We start from the raw sequence: 20,685 nt of genomic DNA, 5'->3' as shown, positions 1-20,685 counted from the left end.
CGCGTTAGGGCGAGGGAAGAACCGCAGGCTTAGACTTCGCTGCTTCGGCGTCGAGATTCGTCGAGTTGTTCTTGGTCAGCTTTCGATTGGCCTGGCGCTTGCGGAAGAGCGCGACCAGGGACGTCTTGTAGTCGCCCGGGTTACCCAGCGCGGCGGTAACGCGGTCGAGGAACACCGCGATGATCACGACGCTCAGTCCGGCTTCGATACCGAGCGGGAGGCGCTGGCCGGACACGGCGGCTACGACTTCCTTACCCAGCCCATCCGCCCCGACGAATCCGGCGAGCACGGCCATCGAGAGCGAGAGCATGATGACCTGGTTGATGCCGGCCATGATGGTGGGCGTGGCCAGCGGGAGCTGAATGCCGCGGAGAATCTTTCCGGGAGTAGCGCCGAAGGCCTGCCCGGCCTCAACCGTTTCCGAGTCGACGCCGCGGATACCGAGCTCCGTGAACCGCACGCCCGGCGGGAGCGAGAAGATCACGGTCGCGAAGATGCCGGGCACATAACCGATGCTGAACAGCAGAACAGCGGGAATCAGGTAGACGAACGCCGGCATCGTCTGCATGAAGTCGAGCACCGGCCTGAAGACCGCGCTGACTTTATCGCTCTTCGCCGCGAGAATACCCAGCGGGACCGCGAGTATCACCGCGATGATCGTCGCGACGAGGACGAGCCCGAGCGTTTGCATCGCTTCCGTCCAGAGCTCCATCGAGACGATGAGCAAGAGCGAGAGAATCGTGCCGACAGCAAGCTGCCAGGAGCGCAGAAGCCAGCCGATCAACGCGAAAATAAGGATGATGATCGGGAACGGGACAGCCAGGAGACCGTCGACCAGGCCGTTGGTGACGGTGCGAAGCACCAAAGTGATGATATCGACCAGCCACGAGAACGTGTCCCTGAACCAATCGAAAGCGATTTCGCCCCAGTCTCCGAGCGGAATGCGTGGGATTCCCATCAGCCTGCCTCCTCTAGCGTCGCAGTGATGGTGTCAGCGGGCACCAGTGGGCTGGGCTCGACCACCGGAATCTCCGTTGTCATCGTCGGCAGATCGGTCAGTGCGGCCAGCAGCGTCACTCGGGGCACGACACCCACGAGCTCCTCGCTCTCGTTGACCACGGCCACCGGCAGCGGGCTCTCGACCACCAACTCGAACAGATCGGCGATGAGCTGCTCGGGCTTCACAACAGAAGGTGTCGGTCTCAGCCTCGACGAAAGATCTGCATTGCCTTCGCGCACCAGTCTGAGCATGTCGGTGTCACGCACGACTCCCTGCAGCTTCCGCGACCCCGAGGTGACGAAGCACGCGGAAGTCTGGAGATCGCGCATCAGCTTCAGTGCGGTGCGAGGCCCGGCCGATGCGGGGATGACGGCCTTGGGCGATTCCATGACCTCACCGGCGGTCAGGACGCGTGCACGATCGACATCCTGCACGAACTGGGCGACGTAGTCGTTCGCAGGGTCGGTAAGGATGTCGTTGGGTGTTCCTACTTGCACGACACGGCCGTCGCGCATAACCGCGATGCGGTCACCGAGGAACATGGCTTCGTTCAGGTCGTGAGTGATGAACACGATGGTCTTGCCAAGTTCCTGCTGCAGTTCGACGAGCTGCTCCTGCATTTCGCGGCGGATGAGCGGGTCAAGCGCCGAGAAGGCCTCGTCCATGAGCAGGATGTCGGTGTCAGCGGTAAGGGCGCGCGCGATACCAACGCGCTGCTTCATACCGCCGGAGAGTTCGTCAGGGTAGTTGCGCTCCCAGCCGTCGAGGCCGACTCGTTTCAGCCAGCCCAGGGCGAGCTCCTGTCGTTTCTGTACGGCCACACCTTGCAGTTCGAGCCCGTACGCGACGTTGTCGAGCACCGTGCGGTGCGGAAGCAGCGCGAAGTGCTGGAACACCATCGACATCTTGTCGCGACGCACTTCGCGAAGTTCCGAGGGCGTTCTGTCGACGACTTCGCTGTCCAGTACCTTGATGGAACCGTCCGTCGTGGGGTTCAACCCATTCAGCATGCGGATGAGCGTCGACTTCCCCGAGCCCGAGAGCCCCATGACGACGAAGATCTCACCGCGCTTCACATCGAAGCTCGCGTCAATGACGGCAGCCGTGCCTAAGGCCTTGACGTCCTGACGGGTCTTACCGTCTTTGAGGCGCTTAACAGCCTCCTTGGGACGACGACCGAACACCTTATATACGTGCGAGACCTCGATTGCGGTCTCACGCGCTTCTGCGTTGTGGAGACCGGTCTCGGGAGCTTGCTCGAAGGCATGGTCGGATGAACTCGAATTCGTCACTTCTGTTCTCCTTGCCTGACCGCAATATCCGCGCTGAACACGTGGGGCAACGCTAGCAAGGGCCTATTGGGCTTGCAAACCGCGTAAGCGCGAAGACGGCATCGGTTCAGCGCTCACTCGCCGTAGAAACACTGGCTGATCGGCGGGTTTGCTCGTTACCACATCGTTACCGCAAGAATGCTCAGTTCATGCGGGTAGAGCCGCGCCTATGCAGAAGAACCCGCTTGTAAACGTGTCTCTTCGAGCGATCGATCGAGCAGCTCCCGCAATACGACCCGATCGACGTTCGCAAGGCGCGTGAGATACAAGCACACTGTGCTCGCACGGTACCTGCCGAGGCGCTTCATGAGCTCAGGCCAGTGCTCTGCGAAGCCGCGCACGAGGTACAGAGTGTGATGGGCGGGCCCGGTTGCAAACGCGAGTTCAGGAGCACGACCGCCGTGCCCGCTTTCGTATAGGTACTCGTACTCCCCGAATCCGATGATCCGCCCTGCCCAGACAACCGGTTCGGCACCGCTGACGTCTCCGTGCAACGCCAGCAGTTCATCGGCTTCGGCTCGGCGTGGTCCACTCGCCCGGTCGAGGGCCACGGAGACCGGCAGATCGGACGGCGACATCGCGGGCTCTTTCGATGCCACGGGGCTCCTCCAGGCTTCCGGGATGCGGATGACCCAAGCCTCACACATTGTTCGCCATTTCCCAGCATCGCAGGGTCGCCGGAGGGTATCCTGACGGTTTCGAAAGGTAGCCTCATGAAAACTCAACGGCAGCGTAGCCGGAAACGGTTCGCTTGGCGGAGCTTGGCAGCACTGTGCGTCTGCCTGACCGCCTCCCCAGTCGCCGCCTGCTCGCAGGACGACTCTGCAATCGATCCCGATGCGACGCCGAGCTCGGAACAGCCCGTCATAACGGCAGAGGCGGAAGCATTCTCCGTAGCCGAGGAGCCTCTGTGGGTCTGGGACAACGAGACCTCGCCGGCGCTCATCTCCGATGTCATCTTCCTGGACGAGCTTGCCCTGGCCTTCGGGGGAACTTCACAGTTCGGCAAGTCGGAATTCAGCGTAGTCGACGCCGAAACGGGTGAACCGCTCTGGTCCATGGCCGAACTGGCTGACATCGAAGGGCTCGACGCTGATTTCTATTCGTATAGCGGTCTCGCGCTGATAGGCGAGGCGGGGCAGGAACTCATAGTCGTGAGCTACTACTCCCCGGATTGCGTGAGCGCACCCTGCCCTCCCTCGGGTCAGCAGTCACCGGAGACGGGCATTGTGGCGCTCGATCTCCGGACGGGTGAGCCGCAGTGGACGTACGCGGCTATCCCTTCAGTCGATGAAGTCGAAGAGCCGAAGCTGGCGCAGGAGCATCGAGACTCGGCGCTGCACATTCTCGCGGGGCACCAGGAAACGCCACTCATCACCATCGGGCCGGTGATGGGCCTCAACGGGCAACAAGTCGCTGACCCCGAGCTGTTCCGCACCGTTGCGCTGTCACCGGAGACGGGCGAAGAACTGTGGTCGGCACCCGCCGTGATTGCCGACCGGGTCGTCGACGACAGACTGATAGCTCTGCAGCCTCCGCAATCCGTTTCCGGTGGCCGGTTTACACATGGCGCCGGAGGCCCTGTCGCCGTCGATCTGACAACGGGAGAGCAACTGTGGAATGCATCCGAGCAATTCCCCCTTGCTCAACTCGAGGGTGCTGGAGACGGGCGAGCAATCTTTCTCGACGCAACCCAGGACTCAGGAGCGCAGTACAACGTCATCGACTTGGCCGACGGTGCACTGTTGCACACAATCGATGACATTGCCTCCTCCCCGGTCATGGATCCCATAACCGGAATGATCGGCTACCGCAGCTTGGAGAGTGACGACGCCTTGACCACGCTCCTCCCGACTGAATCCGAGCCATCGACCTCCGGCGTCGAGGTCGACCGGGAGACGGGGACCCCGGAGTTCGCGTATGACGGGTACGTCTTCCTGTACGACCATGCCAACAACACCACGACAGTTGTGGACCGGTCCGGGACACAGCACGGACCCCCTCTCGAAGGTCGCGTGATTTCCGTTACAGAAGACCACGTCGTCACGCAGCAGGGCTCAGCGGAGGACTCCTCCATCGTGGTGTATGCACGGGCGCACTAGCTGCTCAGAGAATTCAATAGCAGACTTTCGACTCGCCCTTCGCTCACCCAGCGGCGCTGCCGATCTGTTTTCACCGCATCTCGGCGATAGCGCTCACGAACCCGGGCCACCGCACATGACTGCGGCACCGACGGTGCGCTTCAGGTGCGGCCGTTTCCTGCAGCGCGCGACCTCCACGCGCTCCGCTGACGTACGGATCATACGCTTCACGCATCGCGGTCACAGCGTCGTTCGCGGGCGCCCGAAGTCTGGGCAGTGCACCCGTGGCGACGACGTGGCCGGCGGGACCTTGATCGCCGTGTCGCGCGAACGAGTGAGCCCGGGATCTCGCTCAGTGCGTGCCGGTAAGGAGACGGACGCTGGCGACACGGATGCGTTCCACGGCCCCTGTGTCGCCACGCAAGTAGGCGATGAGCGCATTGAGGAAGATTCCATCGAACATCGCGTACGCGGAGACAGCGTCCGTTTCGGGAGCCCGACCCTCGAGCTCCGCGTATCGAGTGACGACGCTCCAGACCATGTCACGAAGCAAGGCGTCAATCGAGATGATCGTGTCGCGGAACCCCGTGTCGAAGAGTGCCTGGTTCCGGAGGTCGTACCAGAGACGGTGCAGGTCGGCTTCGTCACGCAGCGTCGCAGACATCTCCTCGCCGAAGCGATCGGCTAGCTCTGCACCGGTCTGAGCCGACTCGACGATGGGATCGTACCTGCGAGCGCACTCCGATTTGTGCTGCCAGATGGCCTGGCCGATCAGATCATCCTTGTCATCGAAGTAGTAGTGCAGGGAGCCGAGCGAGAGCGCTGTCTGGGCTGCAACATCCCGCAGCCCCGTCTTCGCGAATCCGCGCTGGGCGACCGCCGCCAGTGCCGCGTCCGCAAGCTCTCGGCGGCGCAGGGCGAATTTATCGACACTGGATCGCTCCGCGCGCACAGCGACATCGCCCATTGTGCATTCCTCCTTCACTACGGTTGCACCGATCATACTCTCCGCGCCGAAGGAAAATCGACCGATTTGATCAAGTGTCCAGATTTTCCTTGTCAATCGTCCAAATCTCTGCTCTGATGTTGTCAACGCTTTCAACGACGAGAGGAACGAGACACCATGACCACCGATTTGACGGGGACAAAAGCCCTCATTACGGGAGGCGCACGAGGGCTGGGCCTGCGAACCGCGCAAGTGCTCACCGACAGGGGCGCTTCTGTCGTCATCGCCGATATCGATGAAGCAGCAGGGTCCGCAGCCATCGCACAGCTGACTGAGGCCGGTGGCACGGCCTCTTTCGTTCACGTCGATGTCACGGACGATGCATCCTGGACGCAAGCCACGACGGGGGCTCTGACGTCGCTCGGGGGCCTCGACGCAGTAGTCAACAACGCCGGCATCGAGATCTCCGATTTATTCGTCGATCTCGATGCCAACGACATGCGCAAGATTCTCGACGTGAACGTACTCGGCACGGCACTCGGGATCAAACACGCATTCCGCGCGATGCGACAGGATGACGGGAGCGGGACCGGCGGTGTGATCGTCAACATCGCCTCCGTCGCAGCGACCATCGCTTTCCCTGGCATCGCGGCTTACTCAGCCTCGAAATCAGCAGTAGAACGGTTAACCAAGGTCGCTGCCGCCGAATCGGGCCGCCTCGGCTACGGTGTGCGTGTCAACACGGTCTGTCCTGGGCTCGTTCCCAACGCTATGGGCGCACAGCTCGCCGGCGACATGGAGCGCCTCGGCCTGTTCACTACTGCCGATGAAGCAGTCGGCGCGGTTGTCGGGCTCACACCGTCCGGCCGACTCGCCACAGAGGACGACATCGCTAACGGCATCGCGTTCCTCGTCTCCTCCGACGCGGGTTTCGTGAACGGCGCAACGCTGTCCATCGACGGCGCGATGGGAATGTGAGGCAAACCATGAGTACTGACAAACCCGTCGTCGTGTACGGCGTGAGCGGATACACCGGCCGACTGATCTGCGAATACCTGCGCGAGTTGGGCGTCCCCTTCGTGGCCGCCGGACGAGATTCGGAAAAGGTTCGCGGGGTTGTCGAGAAGATCCCCGGGATCGAGACAGCCGACTACGAGATCGTGGGCGTCGAGAACACTTCTGCAGCGATGGCCGAGGCCTTCGACGGCGCACGAGTCATCTGCAATACGGCCGGACCGTTCATCAAATTCGGCCCCGAAGTCGTTGAGGCCGCGCTCCAGATCGGAGCGCACTACACCGACACGACGGGGGAGCAGGACTGGATCCTCGCTGCCCGTGATCGGTGGGGAGACGCTTTTGCTGCGAAGGAACTGCTGCTCTCGCCAGGCATCGCGCACATGTACACCACAAGTGAGATCGCCGCGAACATCGCGCTCGAGCCCGGCGGCTACGACACCCTAGACATCCTCGTGCTGTGGAAGGGACTTCCGACGTATGCGTCAACGCAGACGATCTTCACCATCCTGAAAGCCGATTGGTACTACCTCGAGCAGAACAAACTCGTGGAGTGGGATCACCTCTCTGCTTTCGATGTCTCGGTTCCCGGCTACCACGAGCAGGGCGTAGCGGTGCCGTGGGGCGGGATGTCGCATCCCGTCTGGTTCCAGAACGATCCGCGAGTCAGCAGCGTCCGCGCGATCGGAGGAGTCTTCGAACGCTCTGTCATGAACGGTGTTGCCGAAACGGTAAAGATGTTCGAGGAGCAGATCCGGCCTCTGGAGCCGGACGCGCAGGAAGAAGCGCTCGCGAACATCGCGGCGTCGCTGCAGGCCGGGATGCCGCCGCGAGAGAACGCGCGAATCAACCGATCCGTCGACTCGGTTCATGCGTCCGGGCCTCTCGGTCGCTCACACGTGGTGATTCACGGCAACAGCAACTACAAACAGACCGGGCTCCTGCAGGCGTTCGCCGCATTTTCGTTGATCCAGCAACGCCCGAACCGGGTCGGGTTCGCCTCCGGATGCCAGGCCTTCGGCTATCGAGAACTCCTCGGCCAGCTGCGTGGCTTCGGCCTGGTCACCGAACCCGTTGTGACCCGAATCTGACTACCTTCCATCCCGAGGGGAGCCGTGCTCCCTGGCGCGGCTCCCCTCGCTTCCCGGAAAGCTATTCATGCACTTCGCCATGTTGCCTGCCCTTCGCGCCGAGTCCGATCCCGATGCTCCGTGCCTGCGCGACGACACCACCGAGCTGACCAATCTCATACTGCACGAGCGTGTCGATGCGGCGGCCGCCGCATTCCACGCCCGCGATGTCGGCTTCGGCGATGTCATCGCGGTCGCTCTGCCCAACCGCGTGGACCTGATCATCGCCCTGTTCGCAGCCTGGAGATTGGGCGCTGCCGTTACCCCGATCAATCCTGTACTGAGCGCACAGGAAGCTTCTTTCCAGGTCTCCGATGCCGGTGCTCTGCTCGTGGTCGCAGATAGCGGAAGCCGCGATCTGGGCGCACCCACCGTGACGCTCGACGAACTCGCGACTCCCGCTCCCCCACCGACTCTGCCCTCTCTCTCCGACAGTGACCTGGCCCTCCTCATCTACACGAGCGGCACCACCGGTAAACCGAAGGGTGTGATGCTCACACACGCGAATATCGACGCTATGACCGAGTCGTTTGCGGAGTGGTTCGAGCTCGGCGCATCAGATCACAGCCTCCTCGTACTGCCGCTGTTCCACGCCAACGGCATCATCCTTGGCACGCTCACTCCGCTGCGCGCTGGCGGCCAAGTGACCATCACCGGTCGATTCTCACGCGACAGGTTCTTCGCTGACGTGCAGCAACATCGACCGACGTACTTCTCGGCAGTTCCGGCGATTTACGCTCTGCTTTCCTCGCTGCCGGAAGACACCGTATCGGACACTTCGTCGCTGCGGTTCGCCGTGTGCGGTGCAGCACCCATGCCGAACGAGTCCATCGAACGCTTCGAGAAGCGCTTCGGCGTGACGATCGTCGAGGGCTACGGTCTGTCCGAGACGACCTGCGCTTCAACGATCAATCCGTTGCGCGGGATACGCAAGGCCGGCACTGTAGGTCTGCCGCTGCCCGGTCAGCGGGTAGCGGTTGTGGGGCAGGGCGGCCGTCACCTTGGCCGAGGGGAGGTCGGGGAGGTCGTGATCGCGGGCCCCGTGGTGATGGCGGGATATTTCGGAAGACCGGAGGAGACCGAGCGGACGATCGTCGACGGTTGGCTGCACACCGGGGACCTCGGAAGGTTCGACGAGGACGGCTACCTGCAGATCGTGGACCGGATCAAGGACATGATCATCCGTGGCGGTGAGAACCTGTATCCGAAGGAAATCGAGAACGCACTCTACGCTCACGAGGACGTGCATGAGGCGGCGGTTGTCGGGGCTCCCCACCCCGTACTCGGCGAAATTCCGGTGGCCTTCGTGTCGGTTCGAGACGGTGCCCGACTGACGGCATCCCATCTCGATGTGCATGCTCGCAGCATCCTCGCCCCGTTCAAGTGCCCGACGTCGATAACGATCATGGATGAGATCCCGAAGAATCCGGTCGGAAAGATCGATAAGCCGGCGCTGCGGGCGGGGCTCTCCGCATGAGCGTGGTGGTCGCCGGTGTCGGCATGACCCCCTTCGCAACCCCGTCACGCGCTGAGACATACGACGCGATGGGCGAGCGTGCGATCCGCGCGGCGCTGGCGGATGCCGAGCTCTCGATCGATGAGATTCGACAGGCCTACGCAGGCTATGTGTACGCCGACTCGGCCGCGGGGCAGACCGCACTGTACGGAGTGGGCACGACGGGCATGCCGGTCTTGAATGTCACCAACTACTGCGCAAGCGGATCCAGTGCTCTCTGGCTCGGGCGGCAGGCGATCCTTTCCGGGTCCGCGGATTGCGTTCTCGTGTTCGGATTCGAACAGATGGGGCGCGGCGCTATCGGAAGCGTATACGAAGATCGACCCGACTCACTCTGGCGGTTTTCGGCCGCGCGACTTACTGAGAATCGAGACTCGGACGCGCCACTGGCAGCCCAGTTCTTCGGTGATGCGGGGATTGCTTACGCTGAGAAATATGGCATGGATCCCGCTACCTTCGCGCAGATCACGGTGAAATCGCGGCGCCATGCGGCGGCGAACCCCTATGCCGTGTTTCGCGACCCGGTCACCACCGAAGAGGTTCTGGCGTCGCCGCATGTCTACGGACCCCTCACTCGCTTGCAGTGCTGCCCGCCGACCTGCGGCGCAGCCGCCGCAATTCTGTGCACCGAGGACTTTGCAATCTCGCGCGGGCTCGAAACATCCGTGCGCATTCGTGCGCAGGCCATGACGAGCGACCGCTCTGACACGTTCTCGGGCGACTCGATGTCTCTGGTCGGATCGGGCATCGCTCGCCGTGCCGCTGACGAGATCTATGAGGGCAGCGGCGTGGACCCTCATGATCTTGGTGTCGTAGAGCTGCACGACTGTTTCACGGCGAACGAAGTCATCGCCTACGAGGCGTTGCGCCTCACCCCGGAGGGCACCAGCGAACGCTTCATCTTTGACGGCCAGAACACGTATGGCGGGCAGGTCGTGACGAATCCCTCCGGTGGTTTACTCTCGAAAGGTCACCCGCTGGGCGCGACGGGCCTCGCGCAGTGCGCCGAGCTCGTCTGGCAACTGCGGGGAACCGCCGGAGACCGGCAGGTGGCCAATGCCTCGCTCGCCCTGCAGCACAATCTCGGCCTCGGGAGCGCCTGCGTCGTGACCCTGTACGAGCGGACGCGGTGATCGGCAAGGCTCTCGACCGCTATCATGGACTTCCCCTGAATGCCGACCGCTACTCCATCCTCCGAGCGCGAATCGCCGAATTTCAGTCGCATTATCGAGCGAACGGAAACGGGCGGTCAATTCGTCAGGGATGCCGCTACTTCGCTGACCCAGCGGTGCTGCTGGCGAGTTTCCACGGCTCGCCGATGATAGTGCTCACGAACCCATGCCACCGCGTCCTCCGCGTCTACCCCGCTCATGATCGCGAGCACTGACAGGGCGGTTCCGGTGCGGCCGATCCCCGCACCGCACGCGACTTCAACACGCTCCGATACCGCTCGATCATGCGCCTCCCGGAGAGCCGCCACCGCGTCCTGCGTGGAATCCGGCAGCCCGAAGTCCGGCCAGTGCACCCATCGATTGGGCCACGTATCGATACGAGGGTCACGATCTTGGAGGTAGATCCCGAACTCGGGGTCGACCTCTTCGAACGATGTCCGCAATCCTCGACCTCGGACCCGACGGCCGTCGGGGAGTTCGAGGACGCCGTTGCCTGTCTCCCACACACCCACGATTGTGACTATACGCTCGCGGGCGATTCATCGCCGCATCACTTCAAGAGTCGTGAAAGGCGGCGGTCTGCGAGGACCTTGCCGCCCGTCTGGCAGGTTGCGCAATACTCCATCGACCGGTCCGCGAAGAACACGCTTCGCACGGTGTCGTTGCACACCGGGCACTTCTCACCCCTGCGAGCGTGCACCCGCATGCTTCCGCGCTTCGCATCCTTCAGCTCGGCCGGCGGTTTGCCGGATGCCTCATTGACGGCCTGCTGCAGCGTCGCCCGCATTGCCTCGTAGAGACGCGCGATGTCACCGTCGTCGAGCCCGGCGGCGATCGCGTAGGGAGACATTCGTGCTGCGTGCAGGATCTCGTCGGAGTAGGCATTGCCGATGCCCGCTATCACCGACTGGTCGCGCAACAGACCCTTGATCTGCGTGCGGCGTCCCGTGAGCAGAGCGGCGAATGTTTCGCGCGTGAATCCGGCGTCGAATGGATCCGGGCCGAGGCGAGCGATTCCCGGCACATCGCTCGGATCCCGCACCGCATATACGGCGAGGGACTTCTTGGTGCCGGCCTCGGTGAGATCGAAGCCGCTGCCGTCATCGAAGCCGATGCGCAGTGCGATGGGTGACTTGCCCGGTCTGATCACGGTCGACGGTAACGCGTCGTACCAGCGCAACCAACCTGCCTTGGCCAAGTGGAAGATCAGAAACTGATCGTCGCCGCATCTCAGGGAGACGAACTTGCCATATCTTGCGGCGCCGGTGATCTCCGCTCCCGCGAGTGCGTCGATCGGCGGATCGAACGTCTTCAGCGCAGAGAATGACGTAACCGTCAGGCGCGTGAGCGACGTGCCGACGACGCGTTCACCCAGGAACGCGACGAGACCCTGAACCTCCGGCAACTCAGGCATGGCATCATCCTGCCACAGGCATCCGACAGCATCCGCGGGTCATCATTCGGCCATCGACGACAACGTCAGCCCTGCGTTTCGCCGTCGCCGTTGCGCCACCGACGGGCAACGATAAAGGATCGCACCCCGAGCACGATATAGATGAGCAACAGCACGAAGGTGATGCTGCTCGTGATAACGGCGAGAGGGCGCTCCGCGGTGCCTGCGAACAACTCCCCCAACTGGAGCACGTTCATGAACGTACCCGCGACGCCGAGCAGTGCGATGACGAGCGCGATGTGCACGCCCACCTTCGGGCTACGCAGCCCGATCAGGCCGCACACCAGCAGAACGGCCCCGAGGATGGCGGGGATGAGTGCTGTCCAGCTCGCGAGACCCGATGCGAGATAGGCCACGCCACCGAGCACAATGAGCGCTGCTCCAAGAATGATGGTGTTCCTCGGCATCGTCGTCTTCTGCACGGTTGTTCCTCTCGCGGGGCGGTCGTATGGCGATCCTGTCAGGATACCGTCCATCCCTTCTCTCGATTGGGTCTCCTCGAGCCACCGGGATGGCCGGCCGAAAGTTGCGCTCCACGGCAGCTGCGGCGAAAGATCATCAGGCAGCGGAACTCCAGGAGTCCTGCGAAGCGTCAGATCGGATGGGCGGCGGTCCTGCAGCTCTTGCAGGGCATCCTCATGGAGGGTCTGCCCTTTCTCGGCTTAGGGTTCGTACTCGCGTTGGGCATCAACTCCGAAACCGTGTCACGCGGATTCTCGTTCATCGTCGCGTTCTTCAACGAGCACCTGTTCTTGATGATGGCCATGAGCGGCTTGTTCGCAGCACGGCGGATCCTCGCCTCCATCGGCCTGCTGAAGAACCGGATGTGGGGTTACGCGCTTTCCGTCATCAATTGCTCGGTCGCCCTTGTGCTGATGATCTTCATGCTTCCTGCGGGCATCGCGGACGGCATCCGCTCCGGAGCGGCACTCCTCCTGCTACTGGTCGCCCGTTACGGAAAGACGGCAATCCACTGATCCGACAGACTCCTCGGGCGCATCGCGGCCCGAAAGACTCGGTTTTCCCGAAAGACCGCCCGTTCGTCAGTCATTCAGGCACAAACCGCATTTTCTCAGTCTTCGGGGCGCGTCTGTGAAGAAACCGGCCAACCGCAGACGCTGCTCTCACTCGGCAGTCGCTACGGGCCTCCGACTCTGGGTGCGCATGATGTCGAGCAACGTCTCGAATCGGCTTCCCGTCACCGCGCCGTAGTAGTGGCTGCCGATAAAGTCGCCGCGTTCGGGTAGCGGCTCACCATCGCGGTAGGCGAGGTAGACGCCGCCCGCTCGCCGCAAAATGAACGCCGCCGCTGCGACATCCCACGGGCTCGTCTCGAACGAAATCGTCGCGTCGACCCAGCCGGCGGCGATCCAGCACAGCGCGATACAGGTACTGCCGAGCCCGCGCACCTGCGCGAATTCCCGAGTGATCCGCGCGTATTGTTCGAGGGCGAGATCCGGATGATGCACAAGATCTCTTCGGGCGGGAAAACCTGTTGCGACAGTTGCTCGAGCGGCGTCCGTCGCGCCTTGAGAACGCAGCGGCGTCTTCTTGCCGCGCTCCTCGAGGAAAGCACCGCGATCGTCGGCCGAGAACAGCTGATCGGCGACGGGATCATACACGGCTCCGGCGACGATCTCACCGTCGAGTGCGACCCCGATGCTGACGGCCCACAGGGCGATACCACGGGCATAGTTGGCTGTTCCGTCGATGGGATCGATGAACCAGGCCAGCGGTCCGTCACCCACGGTCTCGCCCTGCTCTTCACCAACGATCGATGAATCCGGATACGTCGCAAGGATGGCCGCACGGATGTGCGTCTCGCACGCCCTGTCGTAGCGGGTGACCACGTCAGTGAAGTCGCGTTTGGTATCAATCTGCAGGTTCGAGCTGCGGAACCCCTCGAGGGCGATCGCCCCGGCATCCCGCGCTGTGCGGATTACGAACTCGGTCAGCTCGGGGTTGGCCTTCTTCACACCTCGCATTGTTCCATCTTCGACGGACCGGGGCGAGTAAGTTGGAGGTTGGTGTGCCAGCTGCGGCACGACGAATAGGAGTGTGTTGATGTCTGTGAAAGTCGCTATCGCCGGCGTGGGCAACTGCGTGAGCTCTCTCGTGCAGGGTGTCGAGTACTATCGGGGCGCAGCCGACGACGATGAGGTTCCTGGGCTCATGCACGTGAGGCTCGGCGGCTACCACGTGCACGATCTCGAGTTCGTGGCGGCGTTCGAGGTAGATGCCGAGAAAGTCGGCAAAGATCTCGCGGACGCGATCTGGGCAGGGCACAACAACACCGTCAAGTTCTCGGATGTTCCCGCCCTCGGCGTGACCGTGCAGCGGGGACCGACGCTCGACGGACTCGGCGAGTACTATCGCGACGAAGTGGAGGAGTCCGCGACCGAGCCCGTTGATGTGGCCCAGGTGCTGCGTGAGACGGGTGCCGACGTGCTCGCCTGCTACCTGCCCGTCGGGAGCGAAGAAGCCGTGAAATTCTATGCACAGGCGGCACTTGATGCCGGGGTCGCGTTCGTGAACGCCGTCCCGGTGTTCGTGGCGAGCGATCCCGAATGGGCGGCGAAGTTCACGCGAGCCGGAGTGCCCATCGTCGGTGACGACATCAAGAGTCAGGTCGGTGCGACCATCACCCACCGCGTGCTCGCGCATCTCATGGAGAGCCGCGGGATCGCCCTCGACCACACCTACCAGCTGAACGTCGGCGGCAACATGGACTTCAAGAACATGCTCGAACGCAGCCGCCTCAAGTCCAAGAAGGTGTCGAAGACGCGGGCCGTCACGTCGAACATCGACGTGGATCTGCCGGAAGGCGATATTCACATCGGCCCGAGCGATCACGTGCCATGGCTCGAAGACCGCAAGTTCGCATTCGTGCGACTCGAGGGCCGCGGTTTCGGTGACGTTCCGATGAGCCTGGAGTACAAGCTCGAGGTGTGGGACTCGCCGAACTCGGCGGGCACGATGATCGATGCGATCCGCTGCGCGAAGGTCGCGAAGGATCGCGGCCACGCCGGCCCCGTCGAGGCGTCATCGGCGTACTTCATGAAATCGCCGCCCGTGCAGAAACCCGATCACGAGGCTCGCGAAGAGCTGGAGGCGTTCCTCGCGGAGTAGGAGAGCTCGGCTTCGCTCAATGACTCGTCGTGGTGGTGCCGCTACATAGGAGGAAGAATGCCCTTTGGGAGCCTCCTATTGGGCATTCTCTCGACTATTCCGGCTCTAACGCAGCTGCCCTCGGGTCGCGTCGGGCTACTAAGCGCCGTTCTCGGCCCTGCGAAGTTCGAGGATGTCGCGCGATATCGCGCGCAGCGTGTCCAGCGACTCCCGAATCAGGGGCGACTCCATACTGCCGCTGCGCACTGTCGCCACAATGCGTCGAACCGGGCGCCCGACGCCACTTATCGGCACGCGAACAACATTTTCGGCTCGATCGAGACTCACCAAACGAGGCACCAGACCGAGAGCCACCCCTGCCGCAACGATCGCGATGCCCGTTTCCCACTCCGAACTCTGGTGAGAGATCCGAGGGGTGAAACCGGCGGCGGTGAACGCTGCGGCAAACAGCGCGTGGTACGGCGATCCCGGCCTGTCGGTAAGCCACTCCTCGCTGGCGAGTTCCGCGAGCGCCACTGACGCACGATTCGCGAATCGATGGCTTGCCGGCATCATCACGTCTAGTGGATCGTCGAGCAGGGTGATCTGCTCGAATCGATCGTCCGTCGCTCTGGACTGCATTGCGACCACGACAGCGAGATCGAGCTGCTCGGCGATGAGCAGCTCGAAGCACTCGGATGGACTCGCCTCGGTGAGCTGCACACGAGTAGCGGGATGCATCGCTTGCAGGTGGGCTGCCAGCGGCGCGAGCAGGTTCGAGGCCGCGGTCGAGAAGCCACCGATGCCGAAGCGGGTCAGTGTCTGGCCGCCCGCTGCGAGAGTCTCCGCCCGAATGCGCTCCCATTCCGCCACCAGCGCATCCGAACGCCGCAGCAGGTGCCGTCCCGCAGCAGTGAGCCGGAGCCCTCTCCCCTCCCTCGCGAGCAAGGTCAGACCGAGCGAAAGCTGCAGTTCACGCAACTGAGCGGACACCGCGGATGGCGACAGCGCGGTGAGTTCTGCGGTACCCGAGACGGTGCCGCATTCGCCGAACACCCGAAGGGTTCGCAGGCGTGGATCAATCATGCACTTATTCTGCATGAACTCTTGCATTATTTTGCGATTCTGCCGTGGAAGAGTACCGTCTGCAGCATCATCAGCTGGCCGTTAACGGAGACGACGCCATGGCATCTGCAATCAATCTCGCACCCTCGGTGACGGGCACGCCCGGTTCGAGAATCCCGACTGAGCTTGCGGGCCGCCTTCGTGAGCTGCTCGAGCGGCGGCGTGTCGGCTATTCGCTCGAGGCGCCCTTCTATACGGATCGCGAGATCTATCTCGCCGAGATGCAAGAGATCTTCGCGAACCACTGGCTCTTCGCTGCTTCGCTCGCGGAGATTCCACAACCGGGTGATTACGTCACAGTCGACTTCGGCCCGCTCTCACTCATCCTCGTTCGTGACGACGACGGAGGGGTGAACGCACTCCACAATGTCTGCCGCCATCGCGGTGCGCGAATCATGCGCGACGGGTCAGGCACCATCGGCAACCTCGTCTGCGGCTACCACTCGTGGACCTACGCGCCGGACGGCAGTCTGTTGCACGCCTCCGGCACCTCTGCGGGCTTCGACAAGGAGTGCTTCGGCCTGAAACGAGCGCACGTACGAATTGTGACCGGACACGTGTTCGTGTGTCTCGCCGAAACTCCTCCGGACGACTTCGACGAGCTTGCCGAGGACGCGGAGTCGTATTTCGCCCCGTATGAGCTGGAGCACACGAGGATCGCCTACCAACAGGACATCATCGAGGACGGCAACTGGAAGCTCGTGATGGAGAACAATCGCGAGTGCTACCACTGCGACGGGCATCCCGAATTGCAGTGCGCGCTCTTTCCGACCCAGGGTCTCGCCGGCAAACCCGAAGACCTCCCGGAGCACTACCGAGAAGCCTGGGATCGGGAGCGCGAAGCCGAACGAACCATGATCGAACGACGTAACCGTTACGGCTATCGCCACGGCGTCATCGAGGGCAAGCTCGATACGCGCGTGACCGGGTATCGCATCGACTGCACTGCGCTCGACGGCGAGGGAGAGTCCTTCTCTCCGACCGGACACCGGCTGTCGAAGAAGCTCTTGGGCGAGGTTCCCGAGTTCAAGCTCGGGCGCACCGGCATGCATGTGCAACCGAACTTCTGGTCGCACTTTCTCGGTGATCACGCAATCACCTTTGCGGTGTTTCCCATCCACGAAACTCAGACGCTCGTGCGCACCATCTGGCATGTGGCGGAGGACGCCGTCGAAGGGGTCGACTACGACCTGGACGCACTCACCAACACGTGGAAGAACACCAACATCCAGGATCGAGCTTTCGTCGAGCTCTGCCAGCGGGGTGTCGCGAGCCCCGCATACGAGCCCGGGCCGTACATGCAATCCGAATGGATGGTCGAGGCATTTGTCAACTGGTACGTGCAGCGGATGCGGAACTATCTGTCATGACGATCAGCACGAGTTCACGGCCCGAGCCTCAGAGGATTCGAGGGTTCGAGATGCCGTGGAATCGTGCCCTGCATGCACCGGTTTCGGCACCTGAGCAAGCGGCGGGCGCCACCCGCGCGCTCGGCCCTTGGCTCCCTCAGGAGTTCGCAGCCGAGTGCGTCGAAGTTTATCCGCACTCCGGCGGCATGATGACCTTCGTGTTCCGACGCGTGGACGGCGCACCCCTCGCCTTTCGTCCAGGGCAGTATCTCAACATCCTGTTCCCCGTACACGGTGCGGATGCCGAGCCCGTCGACCGCAGCTATTCGATCTCGAGCTCGCCCACCCAACCGTGGACCTTCGACATCACCGTGAAACGTGACGCGGACGGACTCGTCTCAGGGTGGGCGCACGATCAACTGCATCCCGGCGATGTGCTCGAGATGTTGGGCCCTGTGGGGGCGTTTCACCTTCCGGATGCCGACCGAAGAGCCCGCTACCTTTTTCTCGCTGCCGGAGCGGGCATTACGCCTCTTATGTCGATGGTGCGCACGGTGCACCGGCTTCCCGGCAGGGCGGACATCAAGCTGCTCTATCACGCGGCATCACCGGATGGGTTCGCGTTTTCGCGCGAACTGGAGTGGCTCGTGACCATGGATTCGCGCATCAAGGTGTTCTACGCCCTCGGCAACCGCGGCACACCGGCCAGCTGGAGCGGGATGTCAGGTCGCTTGACGGCGGCGATGATCGATGAGGTGGCGCCCGATGCTCCTGGGCGCCAGATTTATGCGTGCGGCCCGGAAGGATACCTGAACGCGGCGGAACAGTTCCTGCTTGAACTCGGTGTGGATGACACATCGATTCACATGGAGTTCTTCTCCGGCGACGGGCAGACCGAAGCCGAGTACAGGGATGAGGTAACTCGCGCCGGAGAAGTCGCCGAGGAGGTGGCGGCCGCAGAGGGGCGCCAGTTCGCGGCGCCTCCGGATCGCCTGGACATGTTCATCAAACCTGATCCCGCCATCGTCGACATCCCCCACACGGCCGCATCATCCGGTGACAGCGCGCACGGCGCCGTGGAAGCGGCCGATACGAAGGACACGCGTGCGCTCGATGTCGAATCGTTCACGACCGTCGGCGAAGGTGAGCATCGCGTCTCGTTCACACGCAGTCAGCTGAACGTCTTGGTTACTGCCGACGAACCGATCCTGCCCGCGGCACAGCGAGCCGGCGTGCGCATCGGCATGAACTGCCAGCAGGGGATGTGCGGCTCATGCAAGTCGCTCAAACTCGAGGGCGATGTCGATATGAAGCATCAGGGCGGTATTCGCACACGTGAGATCGACGCCGGCAAGTTCCTTCCCTGCTGCTCCACTGCTCGCTCGGATCTCATCGTCGACGCCTAAGGAGAGCCTCTGCTCATGACCGAAGACCCGCTGTTCCAGCCGTTCCAGATAGGCGATCTCACGATTCGCAACCGACTCGTTTCGATATCGCACGAACCCGCCTACTCCGAACTCGGTATGCCCACCGACCGCTACCGCCGCTATCACGTCGAAAAAGCGAGGGGCGGTATCGGCATGACGATGATCGGCGGTTCCGCGATCGTTTCGAAGGATTCTCCTGCGATTTTCGGCAATATCGATATGTCGACCGACGAGGTCATTCCCTGGCTGCGGCTCATCAGCGACGACGTGCACGCCGAAGGTGTCGCCGTCATGACCCAGCTCACGCACCTGGGTTGGCGGGCAACGAACTTTCAGGGTGATTGGCTCCCGGTCATCGGGCCCAGCCGCGTCCGCGAGACGCTGCACCGCTCCTTCACGAAGGAGATGGAAGACTTCGATATGGATCGCGTCGTCGCCGACTTCGCTGCGGCCGCGAAGCGCATCGCCGACGGAGGGCTCGATGGGCTCGAGCTCATGCACTGGGGTCATCTGCTCGACATGTTCGTGGTCGACCGGCTCAACCACCGAGACGACGAATGGGGCGGTGCAGTCGAGAATCAGCAGCGCTTCGTCCTGCGCGTCATCGATGCGGTCCGCGCGGCTGTACCCGAAGAATTCGTCGTAGGCATCAAGATGAGTGTCGACGACTTCACCGTGGGCGGCATGGAAGAGGCGCGGGCGATCGAACTCATCAATACCTACGCGAACCACGGCATCCAGTTCCTGAACCTCGCCGTCGGCACGATCGACACCGAGGCGACGATCGCCAAGCACATTCCCGGCATGGGAACACCGGCCGCGCCCTTCCTCGACCACGCCCGCCGCATCCGCGAACGTGTTTCGATTCCGGTGATGCACGGAAATCGCATCACCGACATCCCGACCGCGCGGTACGCACTCGAATCGGGCGCCGTGGATCTCGTCGGGATGGTGCGCGCCACTATCGCGGACCCCTACCTGCCGCTGAAAACCAAGGAGGGTCGCGAAGAGGACATCCGACCCTGCGTGGGTGCGAACACCTGCCTTGACGGCATCTACTCCTCAGGATCCTCGATCTGCATCCACAACCCTGCAAGCGGGCGCGAAGGTCGGTTGCCGCATGTCATCACGGCGGTCGCCGAGTCGAAACGCAAGAAGGTCGTCATCGTGGGGGCCGGCCCCGCCGGCCTCGAAGCGGCACGTGTGTGCGCGGAGCGTGGCCACAGGGTCGTGGTCTTCGAAGCGGGAGAGACGCACGGTGGGCAGGTCTGCATTGCCGCTCGTTCAGAACGCCGCCGGGATCTGATCGGCATTGTCGATTGGCGTCTCGACCAAGCGAAGAAGAAGGGAGCAGAATTCCGATTCAACACCTACGCGGAGCAGGATGCAGTTCTCGCGGAAGATCCAGACTTCGTGATGGTCGCAACGGGCGGTTCACCGGACACGAGCCTGCCCTCGCTTGGCGCCCCGGTCTACGACGTACGGGATGTTATCCAGGACCGGGTCGGAGGCAAGCATCGCGTGCTGATCTTCGACGACAACGGCTCCTACCCCGCGTTCGAAGCCGCTGAACGTCTCGGCAAACAGGGGCACGAAGTGGTTTTCGCGACACCGGATCGCACCCTTGCAGCCCAGATCGGAGAAATGAACGCGTCGGCGTACATGCACGCGTTCTCCGAGTGCGGCATTGCGGCCATGCTCAGCCAACGGTTACTCGCTACCTCTCAAGAACCCTCAGGCGGAGTCGTCGCCACGCTCCGCAACGAGTTCTCGGCTATCGAGACGCAGCTCGTGGTTGACGCGGTTGTCGTCGAGCGGGGCACGATACCCAACGACGAGCTCTACTTCGAGCTGAAGCCCCGCTCCAAGAACCTGGGCGAAGTCGATTACGAAGCTTTTGTTCGAGGTGGGCGGCAGGATCGCTTGCTCGAAAAGAATCCGCGAGGGGAGTTCCAGCTCGCTCGGATAGGGGATGCCGTCAACTCGCGAAACATGCACGCGGCAATCCTCGATGCCCTGCGATTGAGCCTCGG

19 protein-coding genes are annotated in these 20,685 nt (G+C 62.8%); 10 read left to right on the top strand and 9 right to left on the bottom strand.

Annotation, left to right across the window (positions count from 1 at the left end; translation table 11 throughout):
- Window positions 1-4 precede the first annotated feature (4 nt).
- From Q0O95_RS06675 to Q0O95_RS06665, 3 genes are all read right to left on the bottom strand, one after another.
- Window positions 5-958 (bottom strand): proline/glycine betaine ABC transporter permease, encoded by a 954-nt coding sequence (locus tag Q0O95_RS06675; RefSeq protein WP_293696602.1) that lies wholly within the window; start codon window positions 956-958, stop codon window positions 5-7.
- Window positions 958-2,208, bottom strand: coding sequence for a glycine betaine/L-proline ABC transporter ATP-binding protein (locus tag Q0O95_RS06670; RefSeq protein WP_293696614.1), 1,251 nt, complete (start codon window positions 2,206-2,208; stop codon window positions 958-960). The genes Q0O95_RS06675 and Q0O95_RS06670 overlap by 1 nt, the downstream gene beginning before the upstream one ends.
- Window positions 2,209-2,498: 290 nt before the next feature.
- A complete protein-coding gene (locus Q0O95_RS06665; RefSeq protein ID WP_293696600.1) occupies window positions 2,499-2,930 on the bottom strand; it encodes a DUF1801 domain-containing protein in 432 nt (143 codons plus the stop codon).
- A gap of 162 nt (window positions 2,931-3,092) precedes the next feature.
- On the opposite strand from Q0O95_RS06665, the gene Q0O95_RS06660 reads away from it, so the two are divergent.
- Window positions 3,093-4,433, top strand: coding sequence for a PQQ-binding-like beta-propeller repeat protein (locus tag Q0O95_RS06660; RefSeq protein WP_293696598.1), 1,341 nt, complete (start codon window positions 3,093-3,095; stop codon window positions 4,431-4,433).
- Between the two features lie 331 nt (window positions 4,434-4,764).
- Here the strand turns inward: Q0O95_RS06660 and Q0O95_RS06655 are convergent, their stop codons facing one another.
- Window positions 4,765-5,379, bottom strand: coding sequence for a TetR/AcrR family transcriptional regulator (locus Q0O95_RS06655; protein WP_293696596.1), 615 nt, complete (start codon window positions 5,377-5,379; stop codon window positions 4,765-4,767).
- Between the two features lie 156 nt (window positions 5,380-5,535).
- Here Q0O95_RS06655 and Q0O95_RS06650 point away from each other — a divergent pair, with 156 nt between their 5' ends.
- From Q0O95_RS06650 to Q0O95_RS06635, 4 genes are all read left to right on the top strand, one after another.
- The gene (locus Q0O95_RS06650; protein ID WP_293696594.1) at window positions 5,536-6,336 is read left to right on the top strand and encodes an SDR family oxidoreductase; all 801 of its coding nucleotides are present in this window, start codon (window positions 5,536-5,538) and stop codon (window positions 6,334-6,336) included.
- An 8-nt stretch (window positions 6,337-6,344) separates the two neighbouring features.
- Window positions 6,345-7,463 (top strand): DUF5938 domain-containing protein, encoded by a 1,119-nt coding sequence (locus Q0O95_RS06645; protein ID WP_293696592.1) that lies wholly within the window; start codon window positions 6,345-6,347, stop codon window positions 7,461-7,463.
- A 67-nt stretch (window positions 7,464-7,530) separates the two neighbouring features.
- Entirely contained in the window at window positions 7,531-8,979 is a 1,449-nt protein-coding gene (locus Q0O95_RS06640; protein ID WP_293696590.1) for an AMP-binding protein, read from the top strand.
- Window positions 8,976-10,151, top strand: coding sequence for a lipid-transfer protein (locus tag Q0O95_RS06635; protein WP_293696588.1), 1,176 nt, complete (start codon window positions 8,976-8,978; stop codon window positions 10,149-10,151). Before Q0O95_RS06640 ends, Q0O95_RS06635 begins: the two co-directional genes overlap by 4 nt.
- Window positions 10,152-10,267: 116 nt before the next feature.
- Here the strand turns inward: Q0O95_RS06635 and Q0O95_RS06630 are convergent, their stop codons facing one another.
- The 3 genes from Q0O95_RS06630 to Q0O95_RS06620 all read right to left on the bottom strand — a co-directional run bounded on the left by Q0O95_RS06630 (window position 10,268) and on the right by Q0O95_RS06620 (window position 12,065).
- Entirely contained in the window at window positions 10,268-10,696 is a 429-nt protein-coding gene (locus Q0O95_RS06630; RefSeq protein WP_293696586.1) for a protein-tyrosine phosphatase family protein, read from the bottom strand.
- 44 nt (window positions 10,697-10,740) lie between these two features.
- Window positions 10,741-11,604 carry a DNA-formamidopyrimidine glycosylase family protein gene (locus tag Q0O95_RS06625; RefSeq protein WP_293696584.1) on the bottom strand — a complete coding sequence of 288 codons (864 nt, stop codon included), beginning with the start codon at window positions 11,602-11,604 and terminating at the stop codon, window positions 10,741-10,743.
- 65 nt (window positions 11,605-11,669) lie between these two features.
- Window positions 11,670-12,065 carry a hypothetical protein gene (locus Q0O95_RS06620; protein ID WP_366516457.1) on the bottom strand — a complete coding sequence of 132 codons (396 nt, stop codon included), beginning with the start codon at window positions 12,063-12,065 and terminating at the stop codon, window positions 11,670-11,672.
- A 66-nt stretch (window positions 12,066-12,131) separates the two neighbouring features.
- Between Q0O95_RS06620 and Q0O95_RS06615 the strand changes: the two genes are divergently transcribed.
- On the top strand, window positions 12,132-12,620 hold the full coding sequence (locus Q0O95_RS06615; protein WP_293696582.1) for a hypothetical protein: 489 nt from the start codon (window positions 12,132-12,134) through the stop codon (window positions 12,618-12,620).
- 147 nt (window positions 12,621-12,767) lie between these two features.
- On the opposite strand, the gene Q0O95_RS06610 is transcribed toward Q0O95_RS06615, so the two are convergent.
- Window positions 12,768-13,619, bottom strand: a complete 852-nt coding sequence (locus Q0O95_RS06610; protein WP_293696580.1) for an inositol monophosphatase family protein — start codon at window positions 13,617-13,619, stop codon at window positions 12,768-12,770.
- 85 nt (window positions 13,620-13,704) lie between these two features.
- Here Q0O95_RS06610 and Q0O95_RS06605 point away from each other — a divergent pair, with 85 nt between their 5' ends.
- Window positions 13,705-14,772 carry an inositol-3-phosphate synthase gene (locus Q0O95_RS06605; RefSeq protein ID WP_293696578.1) on the top strand — a complete coding sequence of 356 codons (1,068 nt, stop codon included), beginning with the start codon at window positions 13,705-13,707 and terminating at the stop codon, window positions 14,770-14,772.
- A 138-nt stretch (window positions 14,773-14,910) separates the two neighbouring features.
- Here Q0O95_RS06605 and Q0O95_RS06600 read toward each other — a convergent pair whose 3' ends face one another.
- Complete coding sequence (locus Q0O95_RS06600) at window positions 14,911-15,837, bottom strand: LysR substrate-binding domain-containing protein (protein WP_293696576.1); 927 nt, start codon at window positions 15,835-15,837, stop codon at window positions 14,911-14,913.
- A 98-nt stretch (window positions 15,838-15,935) separates the two neighbouring features.
- On the opposite strand from Q0O95_RS06600, the gene Q0O95_RS06595 reads away from it, so the two are divergent.
- The 3 genes from Q0O95_RS06595 to Q0O95_RS06585 all read left to right on the top strand — a co-directional run.
- Window positions 15,936-17,246 carry an aromatic ring-hydroxylating dioxygenase subunit alpha gene (locus Q0O95_RS06595; protein ID WP_293696575.1) on the top strand — a complete coding sequence of 437 codons (1,311 nt, stop codon included), beginning with the start codon at window positions 15,936-15,938 and terminating at the stop codon, window positions 17,244-17,246.
- Window positions 17,243-18,631, top strand: coding sequence for an FAD-binding oxidoreductase (locus Q0O95_RS06590; RefSeq protein WP_293696573.1), 1,389 nt, complete (start codon window positions 17,243-17,245; stop codon window positions 18,629-18,631). Before Q0O95_RS06595 ends, Q0O95_RS06590 begins: the two co-directional genes overlap by 4 nt.
- Before the next feature lie 15 nt (window positions 18,632-18,646).
- The coding region (locus Q0O95_RS06585; RefSeq protein WP_293696571.1) for an FAD-dependent oxidoreductase at window positions 18,647-20,685 on the top strand (2,039 nt) is incomplete at its 3' end.

This window comes from uncultured Agrococcus sp. (genome assembly GCF_945915485.1).
In the GTDB taxonomy this organism is placed as follows: domain Bacteria; phylum Actinomycetota; class Actinomycetes; order Actinomycetales; family Microbacteriaceae; genus Agrococcus.
The sequence above is the reverse complement of the archived record's forward strand: the minus strand, read 5'-3'. Positions and strand labels throughout refer to the sequence as shown.